At 72.1% G+C, this 25,190-nt stretch carries 14 protein-coding genes and 1 tRNA gene; 3 read left to right on the top strand and 12 right to left on the bottom strand.

What is annotated here, in order from left to right; all coding sequences use genetic code 11:
• Positions 1 to 36: 36 nt before the first annotated feature.
• Positions 37 to 873 carry an AraC family transcriptional regulator gene (locus ACH4E8_RS18140; protein ID WP_398449267.1) on the bottom strand — a complete coding sequence of 279 codons (837 nt, stop codon included), beginning with the start codon at positions 871 to 873 and terminating at the stop codon, positions 37 to 39.
• 102 nt (positions 874 to 975) lie between these two features.
• On the opposite strand from ACH4E8_RS18140, the gene ACH4E8_RS18135 reads away from it, so the two are divergent.
• Positions 976 to 5,652, top strand: coding sequence for an ATP-dependent helicase (locus tag ACH4E8_RS18135; RefSeq protein ID WP_398449265.1), 4,677 nt, complete (start codon positions 976 to 978; stop codon positions 5,650 to 5,652).
• A 102-nt stretch (positions 5,653 to 5,754) separates the two neighbouring features.
• Positions 5,755 to 6,582: a DNA-formamidopyrimidine glycosylase family protein gene (locus ACH4E8_RS18130; protein WP_398449263.1), complete on the top strand. Its 828-nt coding sequence runs from the start codon at positions 5,755 to 5,757 to the stop codon at positions 6,580 to 6,582.
• A 117-nt stretch (positions 6,583 to 6,699) separates the two neighbouring features.
• On the opposite strand, the gene ACH4E8_RS18125 is transcribed toward ACH4E8_RS18130, so the two are convergent.
• The 10 genes from ACH4E8_RS18125 to ACH4E8_RS18080 form a co-directional block, all read right to left on the bottom strand.
• Positions 6,700 to 6,972, bottom strand: a complete 273-nt coding sequence (locus ACH4E8_RS18125; RefSeq protein WP_398449261.1) for a hypothetical protein — start codon at positions 6,970 to 6,972, stop codon at positions 6,700 to 6,702.
• 170 nt (positions 6,973 to 7,142) lie between these two features.
• Positions 7,143 to 7,613, bottom strand: a complete 471-nt coding sequence (locus ACH4E8_RS18120; RefSeq protein WP_398449259.1) for a Dps family protein — start codon at positions 7,611 to 7,613, stop codon at positions 7,143 to 7,145.
• A 215-nt stretch (positions 7,614 to 7,828) separates the two neighbouring features.
• On the bottom strand, positions 7,829 to 8,212 hold the full coding sequence (locus ACH4E8_RS18115) for a helix-turn-helix transcriptional regulator (RefSeq protein ID WP_361970588.1): 384 nt from the start codon (positions 8,210 to 8,212) through the stop codon (positions 7,829 to 7,831).
• A 109-nt stretch (positions 8,213 to 8,321) separates the two neighbouring features.
• Positions 8,322 to 8,840, bottom strand: a complete 519-nt coding sequence (locus tag ACH4E8_RS18110) for a CinA family protein (RefSeq protein WP_398449257.1) — start codon at positions 8,838 to 8,840, stop codon at positions 8,322 to 8,324.
• Between the two features lie 8 nt (positions 8,841 to 8,848).
• Positions 8,849 to 9,523, bottom strand: coding sequence for a CDP-diacylglycerol--glycerol-3-phosphate 3-phosphatidyltransferase (gene pgsA, locus ACH4E8_RS18105; RefSeq protein WP_398449255.1), 675 nt, complete (start codon positions 9,521 to 9,523; stop codon positions 8,849 to 8,851).
• Entirely contained in the window at positions 9,520 to 11,151 is a 1,632-nt protein-coding gene (gene rimO, locus ACH4E8_RS18100; RefSeq protein ID WP_398449253.1) for a 30S ribosomal protein S12 methylthiotransferase RimO, read from the bottom strand. Before rimO ends, pgsA begins: the two co-directional genes overlap by 4 nt.
• Before the next feature lie 104 nt (positions 11,152 to 11,255).
• A complete protein-coding gene (locus ACH4E8_RS18095) occupies positions 11,256 to 12,086 on the bottom strand; it encodes a helix-turn-helix domain-containing protein (RefSeq protein ID WP_398449251.1) in 831 nt (276 codons plus the stop codon).
• A gap of 306 nt (positions 12,087 to 12,392) precedes the next feature.
• Positions 12,393 to 15,215 carry a DNA translocase FtsK gene (locus tag ACH4E8_RS18090; protein ID WP_398449249.1) on the bottom strand — a complete coding sequence of 941 codons (2,823 nt, stop codon included), beginning with the start codon at positions 15,213 to 15,215 and terminating at the stop codon, positions 12,393 to 12,395.
• A 157-nt stretch (positions 15,216 to 15,372) separates the two neighbouring features.
• On the bottom strand, positions 15,373 to 16,050 hold the full coding sequence (locus ACH4E8_RS18085; RefSeq protein ID WP_398449247.1) for a two-component system response regulator: 678 nt from the start codon (positions 16,048 to 16,050) through the stop codon (positions 15,373 to 15,375).
• Positions 16,051 to 16,367: 317 nt separating this feature from the next.
• Entirely contained in the window at positions 16,368 to 21,863 is a 5,496-nt protein-coding gene (locus ACH4E8_RS18080; protein ID WP_398449245.1) for a HAMP domain-containing protein, read from the bottom strand.
• A 288-nt stretch (positions 21,864 to 22,151) separates the two neighbouring features.
• Between ACH4E8_RS18080 and ACH4E8_RS18075 the strand changes: the two genes are divergently transcribed.
• Complete coding sequence (locus tag ACH4E8_RS18075) at positions 22,152 to 24,803, top strand: SpoIIE family protein phosphatase (RefSeq protein ID WP_398449243.1); 2,652 nt, start codon at positions 22,152 to 22,154, stop codon at positions 24,801 to 24,803.
• Positions 24,804 to 24,854: 51 nt separating this feature from the next.
• On the opposite strand, the gene ACH4E8_RS18070 is transcribed toward ACH4E8_RS18075, so the two are convergent.
• Positions 24,855 to 24,927 (bottom strand) — tRNA-Thr (locus ACH4E8_RS18070).
• Positions 24,928 to 25,190 lie beyond the last annotated feature (263 nt).

Raw genomic sequence — 25,190 nt, 5'->3', positions numbered from 1 at the left:
CTTGTACGTTATTGCGCTCCAGGTCCGCGGGGCGGCTCAGAGCGGGCCCGCCCGCTCCTTGCGGTACGCCCCCGGGGGCACGCCCACGATGCGGGTGAAGTGTCGGTTCAGGTGCGGCTGGTCGGTGAAGCCCACGTCGGACGCGACCTGCGCCGGCGGGTGCCCCTGCGCCAGGAGGAGCTGGGCCCGGCGCACGCGCGCGTCCGTCAGCCAGGTGTGCGGCGGCATGCCGTACTCGGCCTTGAAGGCCCGCAGCAGCGCGTACGGGCTCGCCCCCACCTCCCGCGCCAGCAGCTCCAGGGACGGCGGCTCGGTCATCTGCGCCTCCAGCAGCGCCCGGGCCAGGGCGGCCGCGCGCCGCCCGGCGGCCTTGGGCGCACGGGCCGGCAGCGGGGTGCCGTTGCGGGTCAGCAGGCGGGTGACGGCGGACCGCAGCAGGATGTCGGCGGCCAGGGCGTTGCCGCCGTCGGCCGCCTCGTACGTCCGCCACAGCAGTCGGGCCGCGTACGGGTCATCGGCGACGGGACCGGAGAACCCGGGGGTGCCGCGCAGGGTGCCGATCTCGTCGGCGATCTGCCGGACGGTGTCGAGCTGCGGATAGAGGGCGACGTAGGCCCAGCCGTCGGGGTGCCCGGAGCGGGCGGCGTGCCGTTCCTCGGGGTTCAGGGTCATCACGGAGCCGGGCAGGACGTGGAGTCCGCCGCCCTGCACCCGCATGTCCTCCACGCCGCGCAGGACGGTGGCGAGGAGGTAGCCCTCGTGGCTGTGGCGGGGGAAGGTGTGGCTGACGTACTGGGCGTGCAGCAGGTCGAGGCCGGGCAGCGCCTCGTACCGCCAGTGCCTCGCCCACTCCTGCCCCGCCGACCCGCTCATGCCCCCATTGTGCGCCCGCCGCTGCGGCGCTGACCTGCGGGTGCGAGGGGCGGCGGGGGCGGCGGGGGCCGATTGTCAGTGGTGCGGTGCACGATGGGGTGCATGGCCGGCAATGCGCTCGACTCGTTCTCTCCCGCGACCCGGGGATGGTTCGCAGGGGCCTTCAGTGCGCCCACGGCCGCGCAGGAGGGCGCGTGGCGGGCGATCGCCGAGGGGTCCGACGTCCTCGTGGTGGCGCCCACGGGCTCCGGGAAGACGCTGGCCGCCTTCCTCGCGGCGCTGGACCGGCTGGCGTCCGCACCGGCGCCGGCGGATCCCCGGTCGCGCTGCCGGGTGCTGTACGTGTCCCCGCTCAAGGCCCTCGCGGTCGACGTGGAGCGCAATCTGCGCAGCCCGCTGACGGGCATCCGGCAGGAGTCGGTGCGCCTCGGGCTGCCGGAGCCCGAGGCGCGGGTCGCGATCCGCTCGGGCGACACCCCGGCGGCCGAGCGCCGGGCCCTGGCCACCCGCCCGCCGGACATCCTCATCACGACGCCCGAGTCCCTGTTCCTGATGCTGACCTCCGCCGCGCGCGACGCCCTCGCGGGCGTGGAGACGGTCATCGTCGACGAGGTGCACGCCGTCGCCGGCACCAAGCGCGGCGCGCACCTGGCGCTCTCGCTGGAGCGGCTGGACGAGCTGCTGCCGCGGCCGGCCCGGCGCATCGGGCTGTCCGCGACCGTGCGGCCGGTGGACGAGGTGGCCCGCTATCTGTCCCCGCAGCGCAAGGTGGAGATCGTCCAGCCGCCGTCGGGCAAGGAGTTCGACCTGTCGGTGGTCGTCCCGGTGGAGGACCTGGGCGAGTTGGGCGGCTCCCCCGCGACCGACGCGCCCGGGGCGCCCGGTGGCGACCGCCCCTCGATCTGGCCGCACGTGGAGGAGCGGATCGCCGACCTCGTCGAGGCCCACCGCTCGACGATCGTCTTCGCGAACTCCCGCCGTCTCGCGGAGCGCCTGTGCAACCGCCTGAACGAGATCGCGTACGAGCGGGCCGTGGGCGAGCCGCTGGCCGAGGGCGCCCCGCCCGCGGAGGTCATGGCCCAGTCGGGGGCCGCCCGCGGTGCGCCGCCCTTGCTGGCCCGGGCGCACCACGGCTCGGTCTCCAAGGAGCAGCGGGCGCTCGTGGAGGAGGACCTGAAGGCCGGCCGGCTGCCGGCGGTGGTCGCCACCTCCAGCCTGGAGCTGGGCATCGACATGGGCGCGGTGGACCTGGTCGTCCAGGTCGAGTCGCCGCCGTCGGTGGCGTCCGGGCTCCAGCGCGTGGGGCGCGCGGGCCACCAGGTCGGCGCGGTCTCCCGCGGCGTCGTCTTCCCGAAGTACCGGGGCGATCTGGTGCAGGCCGCAGTGGTCACCGAGCGGATGCGCGAGGGCGCGATCGAGGCGCTGCGCATCCCGGCGAACCCGCTGGACGTGCTGGCGCAACAACTCGTCGCGATCGTCGCCCTCGACAGCTGGCAGGTGGACGACCTGCTGGCGCTGGTGCGGCGGGCGGCGCCCTTCTCGTCCCTGCCGGAGTCGGCGTTCACGGCCGTGCTGGACATGCTGGCCGGGCGCTATCCGTCCGACGCGTTCGCGGAGCTGCGTCCGCGCGTGGTCTGGGACCGGGTCGCGGGGACGGTCACGGGCCGCCCCGGCGCTCAGCGCCTGGCGGTCACCTCCGGCGGCACGATCCCCGACCGCGGCCTGTTCGGCGTCTTCCTCGCCGGCAGCACCTCGGAGAAGGGCGGCGGCGGGCGGCGGGTCGGCGAACTCGACGAGGAGATGGTGTACGAGTCCCGGGTGGGCGACGTCTTCACGCTGGGCACCTCGTCCTGGCGGATCGAGGACATCACCCGTGACCGGGTCCTGGTCACCCCCGCACCCGGGGTGCCGGGCAGGCTGCCGTTCTGGAAGGGCGACCAACTGGGCCGGCCGCTGGAGCTGGGCCGGGCCGTGGGGGCGTTCCTGCGGGAGGTCGGGGCGCTCACGCCGGAGGACGGGCGGCTGCGGCTGCTCGCCGCCGGTCTGGACGCCCTCGCCGCGGAGAACGTGCTCGCGTACCTGGACGAGCAGCGCCGGGCCTGCGGCCACGTCCCCGACGACCGGACGATCCTGGTGGAGCGCTTCCGGGACGAGCTGGGCGACTGGCGGGTGGTGATCCACTCCCCCTTCGGCGCCCAGGTGCACGCGCCCTGGGCCCTGGCGCTGGGCGCCCGCATCGCCGAGCGCTACGGGCTGGACGCCCAGGTGATGCACGCCGACGACGGCATCGTGCTGCGGCTGCCGGACGCCGATCTGATGGGCCTCGACCTGCTCGACCAGGACCCGACGCACCTGGACGCCGCGTTCGACGGCGACCAGGCCCCCGTGGGCGCCGCCGACACCGTCTTCGACCACGGCGAGATCGGCCAGGTCGTCACGGACCAGGTCGGCGGCTCGGCGCTGTTCGCCGCCCGGTTCCGCGAGTGCGCGGCGCGCGCCCTGCTGCTGCCCCGGCGCAGCCCCGGCAAGCGCACCCCGCTGTGGCAGCAGCGCCAGCGCGCTTCGCAACTGCTCCAGGTGGCGAGCGAGTTCGGCTCGTTCCCGATCGTCCTGGAAGCCGTCCGGGAGTGCCTCCAGGACGTGTTCGACGTCCCCGGGCTCACGGAGCTGATGGGCGACATCGAAGCGCGCCGGGTGCGGCTGGTCGAGGTCACCACCAGCGAGCCGTCCCCCTTCGCCCGCTCCCTCCTCTTCGGTTACGTGGCCCAGTTCCTCTACGAGGGGGACTCGCCGCTCGCGGAGCGCCGGGCCGCCGCCCTCTCCCTCGACTCCCGGCTGTTGGCGGAGTTGCTGGGGCAGGCCGAGCTGCGCGAGCTGCTGGACCCGGAGGTGCTGGTCGCCCTGGAGCAGGAGCTCCAGTGGCTCACGGACGACCGCAAGGTGCGGGACGAGGAGGGCGTGGCCGATCTGCTGCGCATCCTCGGGCCGCTCACCGACGCCGAGTTGGTCGAGCGCGGCGCGGACCCGCAGTGGCCGCGGTCCCTGGCCGCGGCCCGGCGCGCCATCGGCGTCCGGATCGCCGGCGCGGACCACTGGGCGGCGATCGAGGACGCGGGACGGTTGCGGGACGCCCTCGGCACCGCGCTCCCGGTCGGCGTCCCGGAAGCCTTCACCGAGCCCGTCAAGGATCCGCTCGGCGACCTCCTCGCCCGCTTCGCCCGCACGCACGGCCCGTTCACCTCCGCTCAGGTGGCGGCCCGCTTCGGCCTGGGCGCTGCGGTGACGGACGGCGCGCTGCAACGCCTGGCGGCGGGCGGCCGGGTGGTGCGGGGCGAGTTCCGCCCGCACCTGGTGGCGCACGACACCGGAGGCGTTCCCGCGTCCGAGTTGGAGACCGGGCAGGAGTGGTGCGACGCGACGGTGCTGCGGCGGCTGCGGCGGCGTTCGCTGGCCGCGCTCCGCCAGGAGTTGGAGCCGGTGCCGCCGCCGGCGCTGGCCACGTTCCTGCCCCAGTGGCAGCACGTGGGCGGCGGTCACGGCCTGCGCGGCATCGACGGCCTCGCCCGGGCGGTCGAGCAGTTGCAGGGGGCCGCGGTGCCCGCGTCCGCGCTGGAGAAGCTGATCCTGCCGTCCCGCGTCCAGGGCTACTCGCCCACCTTGCTGGACGAGCTGACCACCACCGGCGAGGTGGTGTGGGCGGGCGCCGGTTCGCTGCCCGGCAAGGACGGCTGGGTCTCGCTGTACCTCGCCGACGCGGCGCCGCTGCTGCTGCCCGCGCCCCATCCGTTGGAGCCGACCGCGCTGCACGACTCGGTCCTCACCGCCCTCGCCCCCGGCTACGGCCTCTTCTTCCGCCAGATCGCCGACCAGGTCCGGGCCACCACCCACCCGGACGCCACCGACCCGCAGTTGGCCGATGCGATCTGGGACCTGGCCTGGTCCGGGCGGCTGACCAATGACACGCTCGCCCCGCTGCGCTCCCTGCTCGGCTCGGGCCGCACCGCGGGCTCCACCGCCCACCGCGCCCGAAGGACCGTGCCCCGCGGGCGGTACGGCGGGCTCACCGCCGCGGCCCGCCCCGCGTCCCGCGGCGGCCCGCCGACGGTCAGCGGCCGGTGGTCGCTGCTGCCGCCCCCGGAGGCGAACCCGACCCAGCGCGCCCACGCCCTCGCACGCACCCTGCTCGACCGGCACGGCGTGGTGACCCGCGGCGCGGTGGCCGCCGAGGGCGTCGAGGGCGGCTTCTCCGCCACGTACCGCATCCTGTCCGCCTTCGAGGACAGCGGCCAGGCCCGCCGGGGCTACGTCGTCGAGGGGCTCGGCGCGGCCCAGTTCGCCATGGACGGCGCGGTGGACCGGCTACGCGCGGCGGCCACCGCCCGCGAGCGCGGCGACGAACACACCGCCCCGCCGGCCGTGGTCCTGGCCGCCGCCGACCCGGCGAACGCGTACGGCGCGGCGCTGTCCTGGCCCGATCCGCCGGACGGCGCCGGCCACAAACCCGGCCGCAAGGCGGGCTCCCTCGTGGTCCTCGTCGACGGCGACCTCGCGCTCTACCTGGAGCGCGGCGGGAAGACGCTCCTGGCCTGGCCCGACCCCGAGTCACCCGCGCTGCACAGCGCCGCGCAGGCGCTGGCGGAGGCGGCGCGCGCGGGCGCGCTCGGCACGGTCACGGTCGAGCGGGCGAACGGCGCGTCCGCCCTCACCTCGCCGTACGCCCGGGCGCTGGAGACGGCGGGCTTCCACGCCACCCCGAGGGGCCTGCGCCTGCGCCCCTGACCCGTTGCCCGGCGGCCGGACCGTAGGCACCGGGCCGAAGAACCGTGCGTACGCGTACGTCGCGGCCGCGCCCCGCCCCGTCCGTCGCCCATCATGGATGCCATGCCCGAAGGAGACACCGTCTGGCTGACCGCGCACCGTCTGCACACCGCCCTCGCCGGCCAGGTGCTGACCCGGTTCGACCTGCGCGTCCCCCGGTTCGCGACCGTGGATCTGACCGGCCGGTCCGTCCAGGAGGTGGCCGCCCGGGGCAAGCACCTGCTCATGCGGTTCGACGGCGGCCTCACGCTCCACTCCCATCTGCGGATGGACGGCGCCTGGCGGGTGTTCGCCGCGGCCGAGAGCTGGCGCGGCGGCCCCGCGCACCAGATCCGCGCCGTCCTCGGCACCGCCGCCCACACCGCCGTCGGCTACCGGCTCCCGGTGCTCGACGTCCTGCGCACCCGCGACGAGCCGCAGGTCGTCGGCCATCTCGGGCCGGACCTGCTGGGCCCCGACTGGGACGCGGCGACGGCGCTGGCGAACCTGCTCGCCGACCCCACCCGCCCGTTGGGCGACGCCCTGCTCGATCAACGCAACCTCGCGGGCATCGGCAATGTGTACCGCTCCGAGCTGGCGTTCCTGGCGAGAGCGACGCCCTGGCTCCCGGTCGGCGAGCTGCCGCAGGGCATCGCCCCGCGGCTCGTCGCCACCGCGCACCGACTCCTCGAAGCGAACAAGCGCACCTTCGACCGCCGCACCGTCCCCGGCAGCGCCCGCCCCCTGTTGTACGTGTACGGCCGCCGCGACGAGCCCTGCCTGCGCTGCGGCACCCCCGTGCGCAAGGCCGCCCAGCGGGACGCGCGCCCGAGCGCGCAGGGCGCAGAACCCGACGGCGAACGCGTCACGTACTGGTGCCCCGGCTGCCAGTCGGGCCCATCGCCCCGCTGAGGAAATCCCCTGCTCGAAACGACCGTTGACGATCCGTCACCGAGTACGCCCTCACGAGCAGCCACAAGATCACCGCGCTCCCCACCCCACGACGCCAGCCAGGCACCACGGGCCGGGTCACCCGCCCGAACGACGCCGTCGCCATGCCTCGGTGAGCGCCTCGCCCCGCAGCCGGGCCGCGCCACGACGCCCGGCGAAGGCCGTCACATGGACCGGCAAGAGGCTCAAGCCCCAGCCGCCCGCCGCGACCGCACCCTCCACCAGACCGACCCGCTCGGGCACCGTCAGCAGCCGCAACACGGCCCACCACCACAGCACTCCACCGACGAAGGCGACCAACCCGAGCCCCCAGGCAACCACCGGCACGCGCACCAACCCGCGTCCCGCCATGGCTGCCTCCCTCCGGACCAAACTAGACGGGTGCAGTCACCCACAGGGAGGGCGCACCAGAAGCAGACCCGGCGCGCACGCCCCCGGCGCACCACGCCGCCATCCGCCCCGACGACACCGACCGCGATCCCGTGCCCCGGCCCGGCCGCCGCACCCGCACGCCTCTGGCGTCACACGCTCTCCGCTTGGAACATCCACGCGTGCTTCTCGAGGTCGGCGGTCAGCCCGATCAGGATGTCCTGGCTCACCGGATCCGGGTCCCCGGTCACCCCGATGCGCTCCCGCATCCGGGAGATCACCGCACCGAGCGCGTCCACCAGGATCCGTACCGCGTCGGTGTCCTTGACCCAGCCGTCCGGCACCCCGTTGATCGCGCTCTGCGACGCCACCGTCGCGGCCCGCCCGTCCGGCGGCACCCCGATCGCGGAACAGCGCTCGGCCACGGTGTCGGAGTGCAGCCGCGCCGTGTCCACGACCTCGTCGAGTTGGAGGTGGACGGACCGGAAGCGCGGCCCCATCACGTTCCAGTGCACCTGCTTGGCCACCAACCCGAGGTCCACCAGGTCGACCAGCGCTCCCTGGAGCGCCTCTCCGACCGTCTTGAGGTCGGCGTCGGACAGCGGGCTCTTCACGACAGACATGCGTCCTCCACTCGGTTTCCGGTCCGCTCCCTCTCACCATGACATAGCACCTGAGAGGGAACATTTCGACAGCGGGCGCCTACCCCCGATCACGCGGGGAAACCCCGGCGCCGCCTGCGGAAGCCCGGGCACGGGAAAGCCCCGGCCGTCCGGCCCCGGGCACGAAGCACGGGGTGGTCGGACGACCGGGGCTCAAGCCAGGGTCGAGGTGCGCGTCAAGCCGCGACGACGTCGACGGCCTCCGCCGGCGCCTTGATCGTCACGCGTTCCGTCGGCACACCGGCCACCGACGTCACGGAGACGGTGTTCAGCATCGGGCGCACCGGTGCGGGCACCGGTTCGCTCGCCGCCGCCGACTCGGCCAGCTCGGCCAACGAGAGCTCGTCGCTCACTTCTCGCATGAGCTCGGACATCCGTACGTCAAGCGCGTCGCAGATCGCGGAGAGCAGCTCGGAGGAAGCCTCCTTCTGCCCCCGCTCCACCTCGGAGAGATAGCCGAGCGAGACTCGGGCGGACGAGGAGACTTCGCGCAGAGTACGGCCCTGGCGCTGGCGCTGCCGACGCAGCACGTCACCCAGCAGGCGACGGAGCAGAATCATCGGTGGCTCCCTCCTCGGACCGCGTAGCCGCATCCTTCACGCCCCACCGTACCGCCTCGCGCTGCGGCCGTGCGGGGAGCGATGACGTGTTCACTCAGGGCTGTAAACATCAATTCCCCCCGTTCTGTTCCGTATCCTTCGCCCGCACTGGGCCGTGCAGTTCACCCAGGAGCAGTTCCAGCACGCTCCGTACACTCTCTTTACGGATTTCCGCCCGGCTGCCGTTCAACCTCAGCGCCGTCACTTTCTCGCTCCGGTCCGGTCCCGACACCGCGACGAAGACCGTGCCGACCGGTTGGCCGTCCTGTGCGTCCGGTCCCGCGACGCCCGTCGTCGCGATCCCCCAGTCCGCCCCCAGCCGGGCCCGCACACCCGCCGCCATCTGCGAAGCAACCGTCGGATCCACCGCTCCGCGCTCCGCCAGAAGGGTCGCGTCGACGCCGAGGACGTCCCGTTTCAGGGCCGTCGCGTACGCCGTCACCGAGCCGCGGAAGGAACGCGATGCACCCGGCACCCCGGTCAGTTCCCCGGCCACCAGACCGCCCGTGAGGGACTCGGCGACCGCCAGCGTCTGACCACGCTCCGCAAGCAGCTCCAGTACGCGTGCCGCGGCAGTGCCGTCCGCCATCGGGTCCCTCACCGCCCGCCCGGGGCCGCGCTGCGCTCCTTGGCGAGCCCCCTGCGCCGCAGCAGGACCGCCTGTCGCACGTAGTCCAGACCGGTGACCACGGTCAGCACGACCGCGAGCCCCATCACCCAAAAGCGCAAGGTGGCCAGCGGTCCGACGAGCGCGAGCACGTACATGCCGACCGCGGTGCCCTGCGCGAGGGTCTTCATCTTGCCGCCGCGACTGGCCGGAATGACTCCGTGCCGGATCACCCAGAACCGCATCAGGGTGATCCCCAGCTCGCGGAAGAGGATCACGCCCGTCACCCACCACGGAAGGTCCCCGAGGATGGAGAGGCTGATCAGCCCCGCGGCCATGATCGCCTTGTCCGCGATGGGGTCGGCGATCTTCCCGAAGTCCGTGACCAGGTTGTACGTACGGGCCAGATGGCCGTCGAAGATGTCGGTGATCATGGCGACGGCGAACGCCGCCCAGGCCCAGGCGCGCCAGGCGGGGTCGTAGCCGCCGTCCTGGAACAGCAGGATGACGAAGCCGGGCACCAGCACCAGCCGGAGCATGGTGAGGATGTTGGCGATGTTCCACAGGCTGGCCTGATTGACGGCCGCAGCGCCGAGCTTTCCTCCGGGCGCGGGTCGACCGGGCCTGCCGGTGCCACCCCCCGCGGATGCCGGCACTCCGGTCATCTGGCCGCCTCCTCGCCCACCGCGCGCGGGCCGCCGTCCCGGGCCTTTCCGCGGGCGCCCAGGGCGGTGGCCCCGGTCACCAGCGCGTCCAGGGCCGAGCGGCCGCCGGCGGCCGCGGTGGTGCCCGACGGCGCAGGGGCCTCCGTCGGCAGGCCGGCGTACTCGGCCACCAGGTCGACGCCCTCCGTGGCGACCACCTTCGCCAGCACCATCCGGCCGGGCGCGAGGCCCTCGGTCGAGGTGAAGACGACCTGTCCGTCCGTCTCGGGCGCCTGGTGGGCACCGCGCCCCACGGCCGGCTCCTCGCCGTCGTCGGGCCCCGAAGCCACCGTCTCGACCAGCACCTCCAGCGTCTCGCCCAGCCGCTCCTCGGCGCGCTGCGCGGTCAGCTCCTCCGCCAGCCGCGACAGGTGCGCCAGCCGCTCGGCGACGACGTCGTCGGGCAGCTTGTCGTCGTACGTCGCGGCCTCCGTGCCCTCCTCGTCGGAGTAGCCGAACACGCCGATGGCGTCCAGCCGTGCATGGGTGAGGAAGCGCTCCAGCTCGGCGAAGTCCGCCTCGCTCTCGCCGGGGAAGCCGACGATGAAGTTGGAGCGCACACCGGCCTGCGGCGCCTTGCCGCGGATCGTCTCCAGCAGTTCGAGGAACCGCTCCGTGTCGCCGAACCTGCGCATCGCCCGCAGCACGCCGGGCGCGGAGTGCTGGAACGAGAGGTCGAAGTAGGGCGCGACCTTGGGCGTGGAGGTCAGCACGTCGATCAGCCCGGGCCGCATCTCCGCGGGCTGGAGGTAGCTGACCCGGACCCGCTCGATGCCGTCGACGGCCGCCAGCTCCGGCAGCAGCGTCTCCAGCAGCCGGATGTCGCCGAGGTCCTTGCCGTACGAGGTGTTGTTCTCGGAGACGAGCATGACCTCCTTGACGCCCTGCTCGGCCAGCCAGCGGGTCTCGCCGAGGACGTCGGCGGGGCGCCGCGAGATGAAGGAGCCGCGGAAGGAGGGGATCGCGCAGAAGGTGCAGCGCCGGTCGCAGCCGGAGGCGAGCTTCACGGAGGCGACGGGGCTGCTGCCCAGTCTGCGACGGAGCGGGGCGCGCGGACCGGATTCGGGCGCGACGCCGGCCGGCAGGTCCGCGGGGGCCTGGGCCGGCTCTTCGGCGGGGGCTCCGTGCCCGGGCAGTGCGACGCCGGTGGCGGCCTGCCGCTCCACCGGGCTCAGCGGCAACAGCTTGCGCCGGTCGCGCGGGGTGTGGGCGGCGTGGCTCCCGCCGCTGAGGATGGTCTGGAGGCGGTCGGAGATGTCGGAGTAGTCGTCGAAACCGAGGACCCCGTCGGCTTCGGGCAGGGCGTCGGCCAGCTCCTTGCCGTAGCGCTCGGCCATGCAGCCGACCGCGACCACGGCCTGGGTCTTGCCGTGGTCCTTGAGGTCGTTGGCTTCCAGCAGGGCGTCGACGGAGTCCTTCTTCGCGGCCTCGACGAAGCCGCAGGTGTTGACGACGGCGACGTCCGCGTCGGCGGCGTCCTCGACCAGCTCCCAGCCGTCCGCTGCCAGACGGCCCGCTAGCTCCTCCGAGTCCACCTCGTTACGGGCGCAGCCAAGAGTGACAAGGGCGACGGTACGGCGTTCGGGCATGGGCTCAAGACTACTTCGTCCCGAGCCGCCCCCTCTCCCCCAGCCCGTCCAACCAGGGCGTACGCGCCCTCGTCGCGGTCCCCCGGGGGCCGCCGGGCCGCCGGTCAGCCGGCCTCGGGGTCACCCTTCGTGTACGACACCCGTTCGACCTGACCGGGCCGGAAGTCGTCCTCGATCTTCTTGCCGTTGACGAACAGCTCGATCGCGCCGGCGTTGCCGAGGATGAGGTCGATGCGCCGGTCGTCCTGGAAGGTCTTGGTCTGGCCCTTGTTCAGCGTCCCGTCGAAGATCTGCTTGCCGGTGGCCGACTTGGCCTGGATCCAGCTCCGGTTGTTCACCACGGTCAGCTTGACGGTGACCTTGTCCGCGGGCGCCCCTGCGATCGCGGACTCCGAGGGCACCGGCGCGGGGGCGCCCGTCCGTCCCTTGGACGGTCCCGTGCTGCTGGACGCCGAGCGCTCCGCCTCCGGCCCCTTGGCGACGGGGCCATGGTCGCCGCCCTCGTCGCCGCCGGAGAAGAGGGTGAAGCCGACGAAGCCGACGACGGCGACGATCGCGGCGACCATGGCCGCGGTCCAGTTGGGCCGGCGCGGCTCGGGGCGGATGCGTTCGGCTTCGAACAGGGGCGCGGCGGGGGTCGGCGCGGGCCGCCCGCCGTGCTCCGAGTCGTACTGCTCGACGAGCGGATCGGGGTCGAGGCCCACGGCGCGGGCGATCATGCGGATGTGTCCGCGGGCGTAGACGTCGCCGCCGCTGCGGGAGAAGTCCTCGTGCTCGATCGCCTGGAGGATGGGGACCCGGACGCGGGTGGTGGCGCTGACCTCGTCGACGGTCAGGCCGGCCGCGATGCGGGCCTGTTGGAGGACGCGGCCGATGGGCGGCTGTTCGTCCCGGGCGGAAGGCCGGTCGTCTTCGGGGGAGTTGCCGATGGACACGGGGGCGCCTTTCGAGCGTGTAACCACCTGCTGGAGGTTCAGTCTAAGGGTGGTACGAAAGGGTGGGGCAACCGGGCGGCGGGACTTTGTACGCCATCGGAATGGCCGGTGCACCCGGGCGTCGGGGCCGGTCTATCCTGCCCCTCCTCCCAACTTGACGTACGGACAAGGGAAACGGTTGCTCGAACGTCGAACGCGGTGCCGAAGCCTTCGGAGGGCGAAGTTCCGCGGGGCCCCGCAACGGCCTCCGGCGTGTCGCAGCCGCCTCCGTCCGCTGCGGTGCGCTCCGCCCGTTCTGCCCGTTCCTCAGGCGGACTCCCCGCGGATCACGGCCAGCACCCCGTCCAGTTCGTCCGGCTTCACCAGCACGTCGCGCGCCTTGGAGCCCTCGCTCGGCCCGACGATGTTCCGCGACTCCATCAGGTCCATCAGCCGCCCCGCCTTCGCGAAGCCCACGCGCAGCTTGCGCTGGAGCATGGACGTGGACCCGAACTGCGTGGACACCACCAGCTCCGCCGCCTGGCACAGCAGGTCCAGGTCGTCGCCGATGTCCTCGTCGATCTCCTTCTTCTGCTTGGAGCCGACGGTGACGTCGTCGCGGAAGACCGGCGTCATCTGGTCCTTGCAGTGGCGCACGACGGCGGCGACCTCGTCCTCCGTCACGAACGCGCCCTGCATGCGGGTGGGCTTGTTGGCGCCCATCGGCAGGAAGAGCCCGTCGCCCTTGCCGATCAGCTTCTCCGCGCCGGGCTGGTCGAGGATGACCCGGCTGTCGGCGAGCGAGGAGGTCGCGAAGGCGAGCCGGGACGGCACGTTGGCCTTGATCAGACCGGTGACGACGTCGACGGACGGCCGCTGGGTGGCGAGGACGAGGTGGATGCCGGCGGCGCGGGCGAGCTGGGTGATGCGCACGATGGCGTCCTCGACGTCGCGCGGCGCGACCATCATCAGGTCCGCCAGCTCGTCCACGATGACCAGCAGGTACGGATACGGCTGGAGGTCGCGCTCGCTGCCCTCGGGCAGGGTGACCTTGCCCGCGCGGATGGCCTGGTTGAAGTCGTCGATGTGGCGGAAGCCGAAGGCCGCGAGGTCGTCGTAGCGCAGGTCCATCTCGCGGACGACCCACTGGAGGGCCTCGGCCGCCCGCTTGGGGTTGGTGATGATCGGGGTGATCAGGTGCGGGATGCCTTCGTAGGCGGTGAGCTCGACCCGCTTGGGGTCGATCAGCACCATCCGGACGTCCTCCGGGGTCGCCCTTATCATCACCGAGGTGATCAGGCAGTTGATGCAGGAGGACTTGCCGGAGCCGGTGGCGCCGGCGACGAGCACGTGCGGCATCTTGGCGAGGTTCGCCATCACGTAGCCGCCCTCGACGTCCTTGCCGAGCGCGACCAGCATCGGGTGGTCGTCCTCGGCCGCGTCGGCGAGCCGCAGCACGTCGCCGACGTTCACCATCTCCCGGTCGGTGTTCGGGATCTCGATGCCGACCGCGGACTTGCCGGGGATGGGCGAGATGATCCGCACGTCCGGACTGGCCACGGCGTACGCGATGTTCTTGGTGAGCGCGGTGATCCGCTCGACCTTCACCGCGGGCCCGAGCTCGACCTCGTAACGGGTGACCGTCGGACCGCGGGTGAAGCCGGTGACGGCGGCGTCCACCTTGAACTCGGTGAAGACGTTCGTCAGCGAGGCGACGATGGCGTCGTTGGCGGCGCTGCGCGTCTTGCCGGGACCGCCGCGCTCCAGCAGGTCGAGCGAGGGCAGCGCGTACGTGATGTCACCGGCGAGTTGGAGCTGTTCCGCCCGCGGCGGCAGCGGCCGGTCCTCGGCGGGCGCCGGCTTGGTCAGGTCGGGCACGGACGACGAGCGCTCCGCCTCGGGCTCCGCCGCCTTGGCACCGCCCGGCCGCGGTTCGCGCGCGGGCGGTACGGGGGAGGCGGCACGGCGGATGTCCGCGGTGACGTCCTTCGTCAGATCGGCGACCAGCGGGGACGGCGGCAGCCCGTTGTAGACGGCGCCGTCCAGCGCGGCGGCGGCAGCGGCGGCCACGTCCACGGCGTCCATCGGCCGGTGCATCGCCGGCTGCACGGAGCCCCGGCGCGGCCGGCGCCGCTGCGACAGCTCCTGCGACTCCGCCTCGTCGGCGTCGAAGGCGTCGGCGGCGTCGTGCGCGGATTGGCCGCGGCGGCGGCTCCGGCCCGCGGGCACCGCATCGCGCCACTGCTCGTCGTAGCGCCGGTCGTCGTCGCTGCCGTACGCCCCCTGCGCGTCGCCCGGCTCGTGCAGCGGCTGGACCAGGCCCAGCTTGACGCCGAGCAGGCGGAGCCGTTGCGGAATGGCGTTCACCGGTGTCGCCGTCACGACGAGCAGCCCGAAGACCGTCAACAGCACCAGCAGCGGTACGGCCAGCACCTCGCCCATCATGAAGATCAGCGGCTTGGCGGCACCCCAGCCGATGAGGCCGCCGGCGTCCTGCATGGCTTCGGTGCCGTCGCCGCGACCCGGTGAGCCACAGGCGATGTGGACCTGCCCGAGAATGCCGATGACGAGCGCGGACAGACCGATGACGATCCGTCCGTTGGCCTCCGGGCGCTGCGGATAGAGGAACAGGCGCATCGAGATCGCGCCCAGCAGTATCGGCACCAGCAGGTCGAGCCGGCCGAAGGCGCCGGTGACGAGCATTTCGACGAGGTCGCCGACCGGGCCGCGCAGATTCGACCAGGTGCCCGCCGCGACGACCAGGGCCAGGCCCAGCAGCAGCAGCGCGAGGCCGTCCTTGCGGTGTGCGGGGTCCAGGCCCTTCGCGCCGCGCCCTATGCCGCGGAACATCGCCCCGACGCCGTGGGCGACGCCGACGCCGACCGCGCGCACCACCCGGTACACGCCGCCGGTCGGCGACGGTGCCGGCTTGGGCGCGGGCTTCTTCGCCGCGGCCTTCTTGGCCGGTGCCTTCTTCGCGGGCGCCGCCTGGGCAGGCTTCGCCGTCTTCTTCGCCGCGGGCTTCTTGGCGGCGGACTTCTTCGCGGGCGCCGCCTTCTTGGCGGCGGGGGCACCGTTCGTACGGCCGGGGCGCGGCTTTTCGGTGCCCGACGTGCCCTGGGAACCCTTGCCGGACGTACGTGAGGCCATGGGGGTGAGGTTACCGGTGTGAAGGGCGGTGGACACGCGTGCCCACCGCTTCACCCCAACGTGTCGCCTTGCCGCGGCGCAAAGGTGACGCCCGCTCAGCCGGGCCGGTGCGGAACGCGCCCCGGCAGCCCTCGCGGCGCTCCCGCGGGGGCGTCGGCTACAGCGGTGGGGCGGAGTGGCCGCCGGTGCCCGGCTCCAGGGCGTCCAGCGCCCTGCGCAGCCCGGTCAGTTTGCGTTCGAGGTGGGCCGCGGTCGCCACGGCCGCCGCGTCGGCGGATTCGTCGTCGAGCTGTTTGGACAGCGCTTCGGCCTGCTCCTCGACGGCGGCGAGGCGTGCGGAGAGTTCGGCGAGGAGCGCCACGGGCTCCCGGCCGAGCGCGCCCACCGCGCCCTGACCGCCGCCTTCGAGCTGGAGGCGCAGCAGCGCGGCCTGCTCGCGCAGTTGGCAGTTCTTCATGTACAGCTCGACGAAGACGGAGACCTTCGCGCGCAGCACCCACGGGTCGAACGGCTTGGAGATGTAGTCGACCGCGCCGGCCGCGTACCCGCGGAAGGTGTGGTGCGGGCCGTGGTTGATCGCGGTGAGGAAGATGATCGGGATGTCGCGGGTCCGCTCCCTGCGCTTGATGTGCGCGGCCGTCTCGAACCCGTCCATGCCGGGCATCTGGACGTCCAGCAGGATGACCGCGAAGTCGTCCGTCAGCAGCGCCTTGAGCGCTTCCTCCCCGGACGATGCCCGCACCAGCGTCTGATCGAGCGCGGAGAGAATGGCCTCCAACGCCAGCAGATTCTCCGGCCGGTCATCGACCAGGAGGATCTTGGCCTTCTGCACCATGCCCCGTCCTCCTCGCCCCGGATTGGGGTCTCCCCGACTCCTTGAGCACGGGAAACACACCGGGCGCCGCCCCGGGGGACGGCTCCCTTGCGCCGCCCGCCCTTGTGCCGGTCATGGTAGCCGCACCCCGCCGGTCGCCACACCCTGTCACCGCGATGTCACAGTGCCCGGAGCTGAAACGGACGGTGAGACGAAAACGTTCCCCGAAAACCACCGTCGCACACACCTTCAGGCAGAGTCAGTCAGCAACCGACACGGAAACGTCAGGTACCGGCAACGATTTCGCCCTTGCGTGATCACACCACGGTCACTCGCGGTCACTGTTCGTGCATCCAGTGATCCATCACCGACAGCAGGTGGTCCGGGTCCACCGGCTTGGTCACGTAGTCCGACGCACCCGACTCGATGGCCTTCTCCCGGTCGCCCTTCATCGCCTTCGCGGTGAGCGCGATGATCGGCAACCCGGCGAACTGCGGCATCCTGCGGATCGCCGTCGTCGTCGCGTAGCCGTCCATCTCCGGCATCATGATGTCCATCAGGACGACCGTCACGTCGTCGTGCTGCTCCAGGACCTCGATGCCCTCCCGGCCGTTCTCCGCGTACAGCACCGACAGCCCGTGCTGCTCCAACACGCTCGTGAGCGCGAAGACGTTGCGGATGTCGTCGTCGACGATCAGCACCTTCTCGTTGTCGAAGACGAAGGTGCGGCGCGGCTCCGACGACTCCTGCGGACCGGGCGACTGGGGCTCCCGGCCCACCGCTGAGCCGAAGCCCGGCACGGCGACCGGAACCGACGCGACGCCGTTGGGGCTGACGTCGCCGCCCGCACCCGTCGCCGTGCTCGGCAGCGCCGGCTTCTGCGGCAGCCCGCTCAGCGCCTTGCGCCGCCGGCGGAACAGCGCGCCCGGACCGGTGTCACCCGGCACGATGCGCTCCGGCCGCTCCAGCGGAACGCCTGCCTCCGCACCCTCGCCGCCGTGCCCGCCCTGCCCCTGCGTCGACTGCTCGACGGGGTGCAGCGGCAGGTACAGCGTGAACGTCGAACCGCGGCCGGGCTCGCTCGCCGCGTGGATCTCGCCACCGAGCAGCCGGGCGATCTCCCGGCTGATGGAGAGGCCCAGCCCCGTGCCGCCGTACTTGCGGCTCGTCGTCCCGTCGGCCTGCTTGAACGCCTCGAAGATGACCCGCATCTTGCCGGCCGCGATCCCGATCCCGGTGTCGGTCACGGAGAACGCGATCAGCTCCGAGTCCGCGTCCTGGAGCGAGCCGCCCTCCAACAACTGCTCCCGGATGGACTGCGGCACGTCCGCGCCGGCCGGCCGGATCACCAGCTCCACCGCGCCCGAGTCGGTGAACTTCACCGCGTTCGACAGCAGGTTGCGCAGCACCTGCAACAGCCGCTGCTCGTCGGTGTGCAGCGTCGCCGGCAGCTCCGGGGAGACCCGTACGGAGAAGTCCAGCCCCTTCTCCGCGGTCAACGGCCGGAACGTGGCCTCCACGTAGTCCACCAACTGCACCAGCGCGATCCGGGTCGGCGAGACGTCCATCTTGCCGGCCTCGACCTTCGACAGGTCCAGGATGTCGTTGATCAGCTGCAACAGGTCCGACCCCGCGCCGTGGATCGTCTCGGCGAACTCCACCTGCTTCGGCGAGAGGTTGCCCTCCGCGTTGTCCGCCAGCAGCTTCGCCAGGATCAGCAGCGAGTTCAGCGGAGTGCGCAGCTCGTGCGACATGTTCGCCAGGAACTCGCTCTTGTAGCGCATCGAGACCGCGAGCTGTTCGGCGCGCTCCTCCAGCACCTGCCGGGCCTCTTCGATCTCGGTGTTCTTCACCTCGATGTCGCGGTTCTGCTGGGCCAGCAGCTCCGCCTTGTCCTCCAGCTCGGCGTTGGACTCCTCCAGCGCCCGCTGCCGGTTCTCCAACTCCGCGGAACGCTCCCGAAGCTGCTCCGTCAGCTCCTGCGACTGCATCAGCAGGACCTCGGTCTTGGTGTTCACGCTGATCGTGTTGACGCTGGTGGCGATCATCTCCGCCAACTGGTTGAGGAAGTCCCGCTGGATCTGGGTGAACGGCTGGAACGACGCCAGCTCGATCACGCCCAGCACCTTGCCCTCGAACAGCACCGGCAGCACGATCACGTACGCCGGGGACGCCTCACCCAGCCCCGAGGAGATCTTCAAGTATCCCGGCGGCACGCTGACCTGGATCGTCCGCTTCTCCTCGGCGGCCGTCCCGATCAGCGTCTCCCCCGGCCGGAAGGACGTCGGCATCAGCCCCGCCGAATAGCCGTAGCTCCCACGCATCTGGAGTTCGTACGACGTCTCCTCCTCGCCCGGCACCTCCGAGATGCCGCCCGCGGGCATGGCCAGGAAGAACGCGCCGTGCTGGGCCGAGACGACCGGCGTCAGCTCGCTCATGATCAGCGACGCCACGTCGTCGAGGTCGCGGCGCCCCTGCATCAGACCGGAGATCCGGGCCAGGTTGCCCTTCAGCCAGTCCTGCTCCTCGTTGGCGAGGGTGGTGTCGCGCAGCTTGGCGATCATCGTGTTGATGTTGTCCTGGAGGACCTGGATCTCCCCGGCCGCGTCCACGTCGACCTTGAGGTTCAGATCGCCACGTGTCACCGCGGTGGCCACGGCGGCGATCGCCCGCACCTGACGGGTCAGGTTGCCGGCCATCTCGTTCACCGACTCCGTCAGGTCCCGCCAGGTGCCGTCCACGTCCCGCACCCGCGCCTGACCGCCGAGCTGCCCGTCCGTGCCCACCTCGCGGGCCACCCGGGTCACTTCGCCGGCGAACGACGACAGTTGGTCGACCATCGTGTTGATCGTCGTCTTCAGCTCCAGGATCTCGCCCCGCGCCTCGATGTCGATCTTCCGCGTCAGATCGCCCTTGGCGATGGCGGTGGTCACGGTGGCGATCTGGCGCACCTGCCACGTGAGGTTGGACGCCATCGAGTTCACCGACTCGGTCAGGTCCTTCCAGGTGCCCGACACGCCCGGCACCTGCGCCTGGCCGCCCAACTCGCCCTCGGTGCCCACCTCCCGGGCCACCCGGGTGACCTCGTCAGCGAACGAGGACAGCGTCGTCACCATGGTGTTGACGGTCTCCGCCAGCTCGGCGAACTCGCCGCGCGCCTCGACCGTCACCTTCTTCGTCAGATCGCCGTTGGCGACGGCCGCCGAGACCCGGGCGATGTTCCGCACCTGGTTCGTCAGGTTGTTCGCCATCAGGTTGACGTTGTCGCTGAGGTCCTTCCAGATGCCGGTGACGCCGCGCACCCGGGCCTGGCCGCCCAACACGCCCTCGGTGCCCACCTCCCGGGCCACCCGGGTGACCTCGTCGGCGAAGTCGGAGAGCTGGTCGACCATCGTGTTCACCGTCGTCACCAGTTCGAGGATCTCGCCCTTGGCGTCGACGGTGATCTTCTTCGACAGGTCGCCCTTGGCGACCGCCGTGGTGACCTCGGCGATGCTGCGCACCTGCGAGGTGAGGTTGTTCGCCATCGAGTTGACGGACTGGGTGAGGTCCTTCCAGGTGCCGGAGACCCCCTGCACCTCGGCCTGCCCGCCGAGCATGCCCTCGGTGCCCACCTCTCGCGCCACCCGGGTGACCTGCTCGGCGAAGTTCGAGAGCTGGTCCACCATCGTGTTGATGGTGTTCTTCAACTCCAGGATCTCGCCCCGCGCGTCGACCTCGATCTTCTGCGACAGGTCACCGCGCGCCACCGCCGTGGCGACCTGGGCGATGTTGCGCACCTGACCGGTGAGGTTGCCGGCCATGCCGTTCACCGAGTCCGTCAGATCGCGCCAGACGCCGGCGACGCCGGGCACCTGCGCCTGCCCGCCGAGCCGGCCCTCCGTGCCGACCTCCCGGGCCACCCGGGTGACCTGGTCCGCGAACGCCGACAGCTGGTCCACCATCGTGTTGATGGTGTTCTTCAACTCCAGGATCTCGCCCCGGGCGTCCACGTCGATCTTCTGCGACAGGTCACCGCGCGCCACCGCCGTCGTGACCTGTGCGATCTGCCGCACCTGCCACGTCAGGTTCCCCGCCATGAAGTTGACGGAGTCCGTCAGCTCCCGCCACGTGCCGCTGACGCCGTCCACCCGCGCCTGACCGCCGAGCCTGCCTTCGGTGCCCACGTCCCGCGCCATCCGCGTGACCTGCTCGGCGAACGAGGAGAGCTGCGCCACCATCGTGTTGACGGTGTTCTTCAACTCCAACATCTCGCCGGCCACGTCCACCGTGACCTTCTGCGACAGATCGCCGTTCGCGACCGCCGTCGTCACCTGGGCGATGTCCCGCACCTGACCGGTGAGGTTGCGGAACGCGGTGTTCACCGAGTCCGTGAGGTCCTTCCACGTCCCCGCCGCGCCCGGCACCCGCGCCTGGCCGCCCAGCCGGCCCTCGATGCCGACCTCCCGGGCCACCCGCGTCACCTCGGACCCGAAGGACTGGAGCTGGTCCACCATCGTGTTGACGGTGTTCTTCAACTCCAACATCTCCCCGGCCACGTCCACCGTGACCTTCTGCGACAGATCGCCGTTCGCCACGGCCGTGGTCACCGCCGCGATGTCCCGCACCTGAGTGGTCAGGTTGCGGAAGACCGTGTTCACCGAGTCGGTGAGGTCCTTCCACGTCCCCGCCGCGCCCGGCACCTGCGCCTGGCCGCCCAGCAGCCCCTCGCCGCCGACCTCGCTGGCGACCCGGGTCACCTCGTCCGCGAACGTCCGCAGCGTCTCCGTCATCTGGTTCACGGTCTCGGCGAGCTGCGCCACCTCGCCCCGCGCGTTCACCGTGACCTTCTGCGTCAGGTCACCGTTCGCGACCGCCGTCGTCACCTCGGCGATCGCCCGCACCTGCGACGTCAGATTGCCGGCCATCATGTTGACCGAGTCGGTGAGGTCCTTCCACACGCCAGCGACGCCGGGCACCTCGGCCTGCCCGCCCAGCTCGCCCTCGGTGCCCACCTCGCGGGCCACCCGGGTCACCTCGGACCCCAGGGACTGGAGCTGGTCCACCATCGTGTTGACGGTGTTCTTCAGCTCCAACATCTCCCCGGCGACGTGCACCGTCACCTTCTGCGACAGATCGCCCTTGGCCACCGCCGTGGTCACCAGCGCGATGTCCCGCACCTGCGCGGTGAGCCGCTGCGCCATGGTGTTGACGGAGTCCGTGAGGTCCTTCCACGACCCGGACATCCCCCGCGCCTGCGCCTGCCCGCCGAGCTTGCCCTCGGTGCCCACCTCCAGGGCGACCCGCGTCACCTCGTCCGTGAACGCCGACAACTGGTCGACCAGGCTGTTGACCGTACGGGCGACCTTCAGGAACTCGCCGCGCAGCGGCCGTACGACCCCGTCCGCGCCCTCCGAGCGCAGCTCCATGCGCTGCACCAGATCGCCGTCGGCGACCGCGGACAGCACCCGGCCGACCTCGGACACCGGCCGCGCCAGGTCGTCGACCAACGCGTTCGACGCGTCGATCGCCGCCGCCCAGGACCCTTCGCAGGCTCCCGTGTCCAAGCGCTCGGTCAGCTTGCCCTCGCGTCCCACGACCCTGCGGACCCGGGCCAGCTCACCCGTGAGGTGGAGATTGCGGTCGGCGACCTCGTTGTAGACGGCCGCGATCTCGGCCATCACGTCGTCGCCCGACACGGTCAGGCGCTTGCGGAAGTTCCCGTCGCGCATGGACGTCAAGGCGGTCAGCAGCCGGTTGAGGGCCACCGCGTCCACCTCGACCGTCCCATTGCTCCGGGACCGTCCGCCTTTCGCGCGCGAGTTCCTCCCGCGCGCCGCCACGCCAGACTCCACCGTGTCCCTCCCGCAGGGGTTGACCGTACTGCTCGGGTCCTTGTCAGAGTGCCCGAGCCCGCATCGAATGCGTGCCCAGTGTTTCACTCGTACCGAACCAGGCCATAACAGTTCGGCAGCTTCGCACAGCGTCCCCGCCCCCGGAGGGCGGAAACAGCGGCGACCGGCATCCGCTCGGACTGCGAAGGTAAGTAACCTGGCATCCGGCTGTCCAACCGCCCCGGTCCGCCCGGCCTGGGCGACCAGGGCACGAGGAATGTACCGGGCACCGGGAGGGGCAGGCCGATCATGGCAGAGCCGGGCGTCGAGACGCGTACGAGGAGTTCAGTGATCACCGCTCGGGCCGCCGCCACCTTCGACCCCGTCGGACGGTCCGTGGCGACCGCCCGCGCCTTCGTCCGCGACACCCTCCAGGGCTGGGGCCACTCCGACATCGTGGACGACGCCGTCGTCCTGACCAGCGAACTCGTCACCAACGCGGTGATCCACGCCGGCACCGCCGCGGACGTGCTCTGCCTGCGCACGGACGACAGCGTCCGCATCGAAGTCGCCGACCGCTACCCGGAGCGCGAGATCCCCATCCAGGGCAGCCACGTCCTCGCCCCGCTCGACAGCGAGAACGGCCGCGGGCTGCTGCTGTGCTCCGCCCTCGCCTCCCGCTGGGGCGTCGAGTACGCTCCCACCTCCAAGCAGGTCTGGTTCCAGCTCGACCTGCCCGAACGTCCGGTGGGCACCCGCTCCGCCGGCCCCGTCCTGCCCACCCCCATGCTGCCCGTCGCGGACGAACGCGTCCGCGTCGCCGTCGTCCAGATCGACCGGCACGGCACCATCTCCAGTTGGAACGAGGACTCCGAGCGCCTCTTCGGCTACCCCGCTGACCAGGTCGTCGGCAAGCCGCTCACCGACTTCGCGGCCTGGCCGCACACCCCCGGCATCGGCACCGGCATCGCCGAGGCGCTCCAGCTCTCCCGCTGGGAGGGCAGCTACGGCATCCGGAACACCGACGGCCGCGTCGTCCCCGTGTACGCCTCCCACCTGCGGGTGCGCGACACCAACGGCGAACCGTCGACGGTCTGCCTCCTCGTACGGGACGAGGAGCGCGCCGTCCTGCAGACCCCGCAGCGCGGCGCCGGCGCCGAAACCGGCACCGAGCCCCACAGCCAGGACCCCTTCGAGGTGTTCATCGGCTCACCCGCCCCCGACGACCTCGACGGCCTCCTCCAGCGCACGGTGGAACGCGCCCGCGACATGCTCGACGGCGACTCGGCCTTCCTGCTGCTGGCCACGGACGACGAGACCGAACTGGAGGTGCGGGCCACCACCGGGCTGCCGTCGGCCCGCCAGCGCTTCGCCCGCGTCCCCGTCGAAGCCGGCACCGGGCGGTACGGCTCCGCCCGGATGCCCGCCGTCCACGACGACCTCACTTCGGTGCCCGGAGCCGTACCCCTGCTCAACACCACGGGGATGCGCTCCGTGGTCACCGTCCCGCTCAAGGTCGAGGGCCGTCTCACCGGCTCCCTGGGCGTCGCGGCGGAATCGGCCGGCCGGTACACGAACGAGGAGGCCCTTCGCCTCCAGTTCGCCGCCGACCGCATCGCGCTCGCCGTCGAGTCCGCCCGCCTCGGCGAGTTGGAGCGCCTGCGCCGCGGCTCGCTGTCCTTCCTGGTCGAGGCGTCCGACCTGCTCGCGGGCACGCTGGACCGGGACCAGACCCTCGCGCTGATGGCGCAGATGACGGTCCCCACGCTCGCCACCTGGTGTGCCGTCTACACCATCGCCGACCAGGCGTCCGACCCGTACCTCAGCTATGTGCTCCACGAGGACGAGGACCGCATCGACGGCTTGAAGGACCTGCTGGCCAAGATCGCCCCGCCGGACCCGGTGCCCACTCCGGGCGCCCGCGTCTGGCACGCGCCGGCCCGGGCGGCCCAGGAGGCCGCCCTCCAGACGTCCAAGCGCGAGTTGGGCCTCGGCTCCTCATCGCCGGTCTCCTCCGGCATCGCGACCACACTGGCCACCGCGGCCGCCGTCGGCGGTGAGACGGTCGTCCTTCCGCTGGTGGCCCGCAACCGCGTGATCGGCATGCTGACCCTCGGCAAGCCCTCCGACGACCACTTCCGCCAGGAGATCCTGGAACTGGCCGAGGACCTGTCCCGCAGAGCCGCCCTGGCCCTGGACAACGCCCGTCTGTACTCGGAGCGCGTCGCCATCAGCCAGTCGCTGCAGCGCAGCCTGCTGCCGCCGGAGTCCCCGCAGATCCCGGGCGTCGAGGTCGAGGTGATCTACCGCGCGGCCGGCGAGGGCAACGAGGTCGGCGGCGACTTCTACGACGTGTTCCCCATCCGCGACGGCGCGTACGGCTTCGCCATCGGCGACGTCTGCGGTACGGGCCCGGAGGCCGCCGCGGTCACCGGCCTCGCCCGGCACGCCCTGCGCCTGCTGGCCCGTGAGGGCTTCGGCGGCCCCGCGGTCCTGGAGCGGTTGAACGCGGCCATCCTCGACGAGGGCGCCCGCAGCCGCTTCCTGACGTTGCTCTACGGCGAGTTGTGGCCGCAGGAGGACGGCAGCGCCCACCTCAAGGTCGTGTGCGCGGGCCACCCGCTCCCCTTGCGCCTGCGCCCGGACGGCTCCGTGGAGTCCGCAGCGGAATCCCAGCCGCTGCTCGGCGTCATGGAGGACCTGGAGCTGTTCGAGCAGATGGTGACCCTCGACCCCGGCGACGTCCTGCTGTGCGTCACGGACGGCGTCACCGAGCGCCGCGAGGGCTCCCGCATGCTGGGCGACGACGGCCTCGCCGAAGTCCTCACCACCTGTACGGGACTGACGGCGGGCGCCGTGGCCTCCCGCGTGCTCCGCGCGGTGGAGCGCTTCGCCGCGGAACCGGCCTCGGACGACATGGCGATCCTGGCGATGCGCATCCCTGAGCCCCGCCGGGGCTGACCCCAGACATGACGAAGGCCCCCGCCAGTGGCGGGGGCCTTCGTGGTACTGAGCCCCAATACGGAATCGAACCGTAGACCTTCTCCTTACCATGGAGACGCTCTACCGACTGAGCTATTGGGGCCTGCTGCGCTGTGGCAACGAGGTAAATCATACCCCGAGTTGGGTCGTGCTCTGCACCACCTGAGCCGCCCGAGTTGGTTGGACCGCTGCGGCAAGGCCCACAGGGTGGCCGTGGCACCGGTCCGTCCCGGGGCAGTGGATCGGTCACCAACTCTGGGAATGCAGCACTGAAACGCAAAAAGGCCGTGGTCCCCTGGAGATAAACTCCAGGGGACCACGGCTAAAAATTGTTCGGCGGCGTCCTACTCTCCCACAGGGTCCCCC

Source organism: Streptomyces sp. NPDC017979 (assembly GCF_044328175.1).
Classification (GTDB): Bacteria; Actinomycetota; Actinomycetes; order Streptomycetales; family Streptomycetaceae; genus Streptomyces.
Note: the sequence above shows the minus strand (reverse complement) of the source record. Positions and strands in the feature narration are given on the sequence as shown.

Excerpts from the sequence above, each read along its gene's own strand:
- ACH4E8_RS18075 (WP_398449243.1), top strand. The coding sequence starts at position 22,152 with ATGGCAGAGCCGGGCGTCGAGACGCGTACGAGGAGTTCAGTGATCACC.
- ACH4E8_RS18110 (WP_398449257.1), bottom strand. The coding sequence starts at position 8,840 with ATGGCGGACGGCACTGCCGCGGCACGCGTACTGGAGCTGCTTGCGGAG.
- ACH4E8_RS18115 (WP_361970588.1), bottom strand. The coding sequence starts at position 8,212 with ATGATTCTGCTCCGTCGCCTGCTGGGTGACGTGCTGCGTCGGCAGCGC.
- ACH4E8_RS18130 (WP_398449263.1), top strand. The coding sequence starts at position 5,755 with ATGCCCGAAGGAGACACCGTCTGGCTGACCGCGCACCGTCTGCACACC.
- pgsA (WP_398449255.1), bottom strand. The coding sequence starts at position 9,523 with ATGACCGGAGTGCCGGCATCCGCGGGGGGTGGCACCGGCAGGCCCGGT.
- ACH4E8_RS18140 (WP_398449267.1), bottom strand. The coding sequence starts at position 873 with ATGAGCGGGTCGGCGGGGCAGGAGTGGGCGAGGCACTGGCGGTACGAG.
- ACH4E8_RS18090 (WP_398449249.1), bottom strand. The coding sequence starts at position 15,215 with ATGGCCTCACGTACGTCCGGCAAGGGTTCCCAGGGCACGTCGGGCACC.
- ACH4E8_RS18120 (WP_398449259.1), bottom strand. The coding sequence starts at position 7,613 with ATGTCTGTCGTGAAGAGCCCGCTGTCCGACGCCGACCTCAAGACGGTC.
- ACH4E8_RS18085 (WP_398449247.1), bottom strand. The coding sequence starts at position 16,050 with ATGGTGCAGAAGGCCAAGATCCTCCTGGTCGATGACCGGCCGGAGAAT.
- rimO (WP_398449253.1), bottom strand. The coding sequence starts at position 11,151 with ATGCCCGAACGCCGTACCGTCGCCCTTGTCACTCTTGGCTGCGCCCGT.
- ACH4E8_RS18125 (WP_398449261.1), bottom strand. The coding sequence starts at position 6,972 with ATGGCGGGACGCGGGTTGGTGCGCGTGCCGGTGGTTGCCTGGGGGCTC.
- ACH4E8_RS18135 (WP_398449265.1), top strand. The coding sequence starts at position 976 with ATGGCCGGCAATGCGCTCGACTCGTTCTCTCCCGCGACCCGGGGATGG.